We start from the raw sequence: 908 nt of genomic DNA on the forward strand, positions 1-908 counted from the left end.
GCGCCGCTGGACGTGCCCGTGACCGAGGACAAGTTCCTTTTTCTTTCCGAAACCGGGGCTAAGGCTGTGCCGAACTGGGCGCTGCCGGACAACTTCAAGAATCACGGCAATTACGTCATCAGCCTCGCGAACGTGACGCGCTGGCTGGGTCAGCAGGCCGAGGCGCTGGGCGTCGAGATTTTCCCCGGCTTTCCGGCCGCCGAAGTGCTCTACAACGACGACGGTTCGGTCAAGGGCGTCGCGACCGGCAACATGGGCATCGGCAAGGATGGCGAGCCCACCGAGAATTTCCAGCTCGGCATGGAACTGCACGCGAAATACACGCTCTTCTGCGAAGGCGCGCGCGGGCATCTGGGCCGTCAGTTGAACGAGAAACTCAAGCTGGGCAAGGACGCCGATCCGCAGGTCTACGGCATCGGCATCAAGGAACTGTGGGAAATCGATCCCGCGAAGCATCAGCCGGGTCTCGTGATTCACACGGCCGGCTGGCCGCTCGAAAGCGATACGTACGGCGGCTCGTTTCTCTATCACATCGACAACAACCAGGTGATGGTGGGTTTTGTCGTCGGCCTCGCTTATACGAATCCGTATCTGTCGCCGTTCGAGGAATTCCAGCGCTACAAGACGCATCCGGCGATCCGCAAATATCTCGAAGGCGGCAAGCGTGTTTCGTATGGCGCGCGCGCAATGACCGCAGGCGGTTTGATGTCGCTGCCGAAACTCGTGTTTCCGGGCGGCGCGCTCGTCGGCGACGATGCGGGCTTTTTGAACGCGGCGCGTATCAAGGGCAGTCACGCGGCGATCAAGACCGGCATGCTCGCTGCGGAAGCGGCGTTCGACGCGGTGCAGGCCGGTCGCACGAGCGATGAACTCACGGCGTATCCGGAAGCGTTCAAGCAGTCGTGGCT

Annotated in this window: 1 protein-coding gene; it reads left to right on the forward strand. The window is 61.8% G+C overall.

Annotation, left to right across the window (positions count from 1 at the left end):
• The coding region (locus tag G3N97_RS39055; RefSeq protein ID WP_205998032.1) for an NAD(P)/FAD-dependent oxidoreductase at positions 1-908 on the forward strand (908 nt) is incomplete at both ends.

Origin of the sequence: Paraburkholderia sp. Ac-20347 (assembly GCF_017104805.1) — a bacterium.
In the GTDB taxonomy this organism is placed as follows: Bacteria; Pseudomonadota; Gammaproteobacteria; order Burkholderiales; family Burkholderiaceae; genus Paraburkholderia; species Paraburkholderia tropica.